Source organism: Bacteroidetes bacterium GWF2_43_63 (assembly GCA_001769275.1).
In the GTDB taxonomy this organism is placed as follows: domain Bacteria; phylum Bacteroidota; class Bacteroidia; order Bacteroidales; family DTU049; genus GWF2-43-63.
In genome coordinates this window covers 51,028-57,056 of record MEOQ01000044.1, presented here as the reverse complement: position 1 = coordinate 57,056, position 6,029 = coordinate 51,028, and the positions used below count along the sequence as shown (strand labels likewise).

Below are 6,029 nucleotides of genomic sequence, written 5' to 3'. Positions count from 1 at the left end.
TGATAGTGAGTGACAACGAAGATCCAATATTCAGCTTCTGTCTGAGTGGAAACAATCAGCCAGTCAATACCGATTTGGGCGCTGACACTTACACACAGCCCAACAACACCTGGGATGCAATTGCTTCTGACAATAACGGATTAGCCAGCTTGACCTATGTGCTCAGCGGCGCTACCATTGGCAGCGGAACGACACTTGCCGGAGTCGCCTTCAATATCGGCACAACCACCGTTACATTCACAGCCGTTGACAGCAGTGGAAATGTGTCAATATGCGTCTTTGACGTGATTGTGAGTGACAATGAATACCCAATTTTCAGTTTCTGTCTGAGCGGAAACAATCAGACAGTCAACACCGATTTGGGCGAGGACACTTATACACAGCCCGACAACAGTTGGAATGCCATTGCATCTGACAATAACGGATTGGCCAGTCTGACCTACGTTCTCAGCGGTGCAACAATCGGCAGCGGAACCAGTCTTGCCGGCGTAGAATTTAATATCGGAACAACTACCGTTACATACACTGCCATCGACAATAGCGGAAACGTATCGCTATGCATCTTCAATGTGATTGTTAGCGACAACGAAGATCCTGTATTCAGCCTCTGTCTGAGTGGAAATAATCAGGTTGTAAGTACGGATCCGGGCCTCAGCACTTATTTGAACAATGGAACAGGCTGGGATGCCATTGCAACCGATAATAATGGCATAGCAAGTCTTACCTATGAACTCAGCGGAGTAACAACAGGCACCGGTTTATCGCTGAGTGGAGTTGTATTCAATCTCGGCACAACAACAGTTTTGTGGACAGCAGTCGATAACACCGGCAACATCAGCATTTGCACTTACAATGTAACTGTTGTTGATAATGAATCTCCGGTTATTTTCTGTCCGCCTGCCAAAAATTACTGTTCAATTGATGTGATTGAAATTGGCATGGCAACAGCGACTGACAATGTTTCTGTACTGAACATTACCAATAATGCGCCATCCGTTTTTCCAATTGGCACAACCGTGGTAATCTGGTTAGCTACAGATGCGCAAGGCAATTACAGCACATGCGAACAGATCGTTGTTGTGACTCAGATTTCAATAGTTTTTGCCGGCTATGATGTAGCGTTTTGCCAGGGCACACCCGAATACACAATAAAGGACGCTTCGGCATTGAACTACGAAAGCCTGATGTGGACTGTTGAAACAGGCGAAGGAACTTTAAATAATCCAGCATGGCTGAATCCAACGTATTACCCGCCGGCAAGCGAGATGGGAGAAATCACTTTGAAGCTTACTGCAACATCATTTGGAACTTGTCCAAATACTTCAGATCTGATAACTCTAAAGCTGAATGAAAAGCCGGTACTGACTTCATTAACTCCTGATGCGATTTGCAGCGGAGAATCAATCGAACTTTCGGTGGCTGGAGCCACAGATTATTTGTGGAGCCCGGGAGACATGGAAGGATCATATGTAGAGGTCTCACCATCTGTAAATACTGTTTATACAATTGTCGGAACCAGCAAGGAAGGATGTAAGGATACTACAGAAATCAGTTTGATTGTTAAGCCCTCGCCTGACGTAGAACTTGAAGCTTCAGCTTACTATGTTTACATTGGTGATGAAGTATTTCTGCAAGCAGCAGGAGCCGACTATTATTCGTGGAATCTCGCAAATCTGTTTGCCGATCACGGAACAATCATAATTACCGAAAACACAATTGTAGAAGTTTCAGGTGAAGCCGGCAATGGCTGCCGTGGCAGCGACACCGTTGAAATCCGCATACTGGGTTATCATAATCTGAAGATTCCGGAAGGATATTCACCTAATGCCGATGGCATCCACGATAATTTTGATATTATCGGTATTGAAGCATTCCCGTCCAATTTGCTGAGAGTGTACAATCGTTGGGGTAGTCTGATTTTCGAATCGAAAGGTTATCACAATGAGTGGGACGGAAACTCCAACAGCGACCTGCTCAAAGGCACTTATAAATTGCCCGAAGGCACATACTATTACATTCTGGACCTCGGCGATGGATCAGTATTGCGCAGCGGCTCAGTCTATATTTCCAGATAAATCAAAGAAGTAGTTTTATTTTAAAAACAAACAACAATGAAAACCCTTATAAAAACACTCGGATTTGTCTGCGCAGCTGCTTTAATGTTCAATGCAGACATCGCCTCAGGGCAACAGGAAGGGCTTTACACCCAGTATATGTTCAATACACTTGTGTTTAATCCCGCATATGCGGGAACACAAGATGCTTTTATTGCATCGTTGCATGCCCGCACACAGTGGACCGGATTGAAAGGTGCACCGGAGACACAGACTTTATTGGTTCATACTCCGATAAAAAACACAAGTATGGGAACCGGATTGTCGATTGTCAACGACGTTGCCGGACCATTGACTCAACGAAATATCATGGCTTATTATTCATATGGCGTCAGGTTTTCGGAAAGTGACAAACTTACATTTGGACTGAATGCAGGAATATATACGCTGACAGCAAATCTGCCCGATGTGGAGCTTGCATCAGAGGAATATGATCCGGCATTTTCCGATGTTTATAAAAATGCAGCAAAATTTAATGTGGGATTTGGCATGTTTTATAACTCGGCCAATTGGTATTGCGGAATATCGGCACCCAAGCTGTATAATAGTGAATTTTTAAAGAAGAAGGATCGTGAAGAAATTGATTTGAAAAGTCATTATTATCTGGTTGGTGGAGCAACGCTCAGATTGTCTGAAAAGGTTGATCTGAAGCCGTCGTTGCTTGTGCGTAAAGTGAGTGGTGCTCCGATTGGAATGGATCTGTCAGTATTGGTAGAAGTGAAAGAAGAAGTGTGGGCTGGCTTGGCAGGTCGATGGGAAGAAGGCGCCAGCATTATCGTTGGCGGAATGGCAACGGAAAACATCATGATCGGATATTCCTACGATGTTACTTTAAGTACCCTGACAAAGGTCAGTTCGGGCTCTCACGAAGTTTTTATCAGCTACGAACTGCCGCTAAAGACAACACATAACCCTCTATTAGGTGATCGGTGATGCATAGGTTTTAGTGACTTCCTCTTGTTTGCATTCACAGGAATCAGATGAACAGCGTTGTCTTTACAGGCCCGGAGCAAAAACTCCGGGCTTTTTTTTAACCCTTCTGTCACACTGAGACCCGCCCGCTGTCAAATTGAGCCCCGCCAATTTTATTTGATCTTGGCTCCTGTCAGTCTGAGCCCCGCTGTCACATTGAGCGGAGTCGAAATGTCGGCGGCGGGGTAAACTCCGTCGAAGCACAGGTAACGAAAATCAACAAAAAAGTCTGCAGTATAGCATGAGATCCCGGCTCGGAGGCCGGGAACTTCATTCGAATTCTTTTTTTTGATTTTCCTTTTTTCGAAATCCATTACCTTTGAAATCCATATCTCTTTGCTATGATTAAAAACAACTTTTTCTTTTTTGTTATGATGATTTTTCTTTTTTCCTGCAACAGCAAAAAAAACGCTGACGTGATTCTGCACAATGGTGTTGTTTACACCGTTGACAGCGCATTTACCATGGCGGAGGCTTTTGCAATTAAAGATGGAAAAATTCTCGCAACCGGAAGCAACGAAGAAATTCTCTCAGCATACAAAAGTGATTCGGTAATTGATGCTGGTGGCAAAGCTGTGTATCCGGGCTTCATTGATGCACATTGTCATTTTTATGGGTATGGTTTGAATCTCACAAAAGCCGATTTAATTGCCTGCAAATCGGAAGAAGAAATGATTTCGAGAGTGGCAGCCTGGGCAGAAAAAAATCCTGATGGTTGGATTCTTGGCCGCGGATGGGATCAGAATGAATGGGTATCGAAAAACTTTCCTGACAAAAATAAATTAGACAGCTTGTTTCCAAATCGTCCGGTGTATCTCACCCGTGTGGATGGACACGCAGCGCTGGTGAATTCCGAAGCCATGAAAATGGCAATGATTGATTCCGACACAAAGATTGGCGGAGGACGGGTGGAGCTTAAAAATGGCTCTCCAAGCGGTATTTTGATCGATAACGCCATGGAACTTGTTTCAGCGAAAATTCCAAAGCCAACAGAAAAACAATCGGCCGATGCATTGCTGAAGGCGCAGCAGAATTGCTTTGCAGTGGGTCTGACAACGGTTGATGATGCAGGACTTTCTCTTGAAACAGTCCGGCTGATTGAAGAACTTCAGAACGATGGTAGTCTGAAGATGAGAATCTATGCGATGCTTGATCCAACCGAAGAAAATTTCGCAGCATTCAAAAAACCTTATTTCACCGAACGACTGACGGTACGTTCTTTTAAAATTTATGCCGATGGCGCATTGGGCTCACGTGGTGCATGGCTTCTGGAGACGTATTCTGATGATCCGCAAAACAAGGGATTATTATTGCAGGACACGTCTTATTATCATTTGTGGGCAAAGCGATGTAAGGAAAATGGATTTCAGCTGAATGTGCATGCTATTGGTGATGCGGCGAATGAACTCATGCTGACAGTATTTGCGCTTTACAATGAAAAGCAAAATGATCTGCGCTGGCGCATCGAACATGCGCAGGTTCTTGCAGAAAACGATATTGATTTGTTTGGCAATTATGGCATCATTCCTTCGGTGCAGCCCACTCATGCTACTTCGGATATGAACTGGGCGGGTGAGCGCCTTGGCGAAAGAATTCGATTTGCATATGCCTACAAACAGCTACTGCAGCAGAATGGATGGATGCCGCTGGGTACCGATTTTCCGGTAGAATATATCAATCCGATGTTTACCTTTTTTGCTGCTGTTGCGCGCCAGGATGTGGATTGTATGCCTGAAGCCGGCTTTCAGCCGGAGAATGCACTCACACGAAAAGAAGCTTTGCGCGGCATGACCATCTGGGCTGCCATGGCCAATTTCGAAGAAAAACAGAAAGGCAGTCTGGAGGCAGGAAAAGCAGCTGATTTTGTAATTCTCGACCGCGATATTATGAAATGTCCGATCCTCGAAGCCCGCAACGCAACTGTGCTGCGAACAGTCCTGAACGGAGAGACTGTCTATTGCGTGGAATAAAGATGATGGTCACGCGTCAACGTAAAACAGCTTGCCACGTTTCACGTGGTTGCAAGCAGGAGCTGCGCGCCCAGATTAAGGTCAAGATTAAGGTCAAGAGGCGAAGCCATCAAAACAGAGGCGGAGCTCAATCAGTTGCGCCTCCGCCTCCTGCGGAGTAAACTCCGGCGCAAAGTACATTAGCCGATGGCAAGGCCTCCGGTAAAACGCGCGCAGCACCATTGACTCGTACAAATTTCCAATTCAACATATTCCATTAATTTTGCATGCAATGAATACCACACAGCACCAATGCCGGCCCGGATGTGCCGCCTGCTGCATTGCACCGAGCATTTCATCACCAATACCCGGAATGCCGCACGGTAAGCCGGCTGGCGTGCGTTGCATACAACTGACGGATGATTTATTATGTAAGCTGATTGATTCACCCGATCGCCCGAAAGTGTGTTTTGGATTTGTTTTCGATCCGCTGATTTGTGGTGAAAGCAGGGAAGATGCGATGAGAATTATTTCGGATTTGGAGAAGTAATTGGAAAGTATTTAGGAATAATATCAAAAGAGGTTTTGTAATATTCTGTGTTGTAGCAACCAACATTCTGTCGTCTGCCAGACATTGATTTGAGAAGAGGAGCGGACACGGAATTCCGCCGGCATCAAACACTGTCGTGTATTGATGGGTGGACAAGCTGTTGGTTGCAGGCAGCTTTCTTCCCGACGATTCCACGTCAGCAATGCCGTATTGTCAACCCCTTCAAGCTGACGGTAGAATGTCGGGAAGCACCCAATATTCTGTCGTTCGGCGAAAACCAACAAAGCACACCAAATTTCCCAACCCCCGAAAATTTTGAAATTTCAATACTTTTCTGAGAGTAATAAAGCAAAAACCCCGCTGGTGGGTGGGGCTTTAAGTATTGAATGAGCTTTTAGGATTTTTCTTGGATGGTGCAGTGCAAAACAAATATTGGATCACTCC

At 45.1% G+C, this 6,029-nt stretch carries 5 protein-coding genes; 4 read left to right on the top strand and 1 reads right to left on the bottom strand.

Features of this window, described 5'->3' with window-relative positions; genetic code table 11:
- The first annotated feature begins 5 nt into the window (after nucleotides 1-5).
- Complete coding sequence (locus A2W93_07850; GenBank protein OFY53081.1) at nucleotides 6-2,075, top strand: hypothetical protein; 2,070 nt, start codon at nucleotides 6-8, stop codon at nucleotides 2,073-2,075.
- A gap of 84 nt (nucleotides 2,076-2,159) precedes the next feature.
- The gene (locus A2W93_07845) at nucleotides 2,160-3,047 is read left to right on the top strand and encodes a hypothetical protein (protein ID OFY53083.1); all 888 of its coding nucleotides are present in this window, start codon (nucleotides 2,160-2,162) and stop codon (nucleotides 3,045-3,047) included.
- Between the two features lie 152 nt (nucleotides 3,048-3,199).
- Here A2W93_07845 and A2W93_07840 read toward each other — a convergent pair whose 3' ends face one another.
- A complete protein-coding gene (locus A2W93_07840; protein OFY53080.1) occupies nucleotides 3,200-3,400 on the bottom strand; it encodes a hypothetical protein in 201 nt (66 codons plus the stop codon).
- A 27-nt stretch (nucleotides 3,401-3,427) separates the two neighbouring features.
- Between A2W93_07840 and A2W93_07835 the strand changes: the two genes are divergently transcribed.
- Nucleotides 3,428-5,056 (top strand): amidohydrolase, encoded by a 1,629-nt coding sequence (locus A2W93_07835; GenBank protein ID OFY53079.1) that lies wholly within the window; start codon nucleotides 3,428-3,430, stop codon nucleotides 5,054-5,056.
- A 271-nt stretch (nucleotides 5,057-5,327) separates the two neighbouring features.
- Nucleotides 5,328-5,585 (top strand): hypothetical protein, encoded by a 258-nt coding sequence (locus tag A2W93_07830; GenBank protein OFY53078.1) that lies wholly within the window; start codon nucleotides 5,328-5,330, stop codon nucleotides 5,583-5,585.
- Nucleotides 5,586-6,029: the final 444 nt, after the last annotated feature.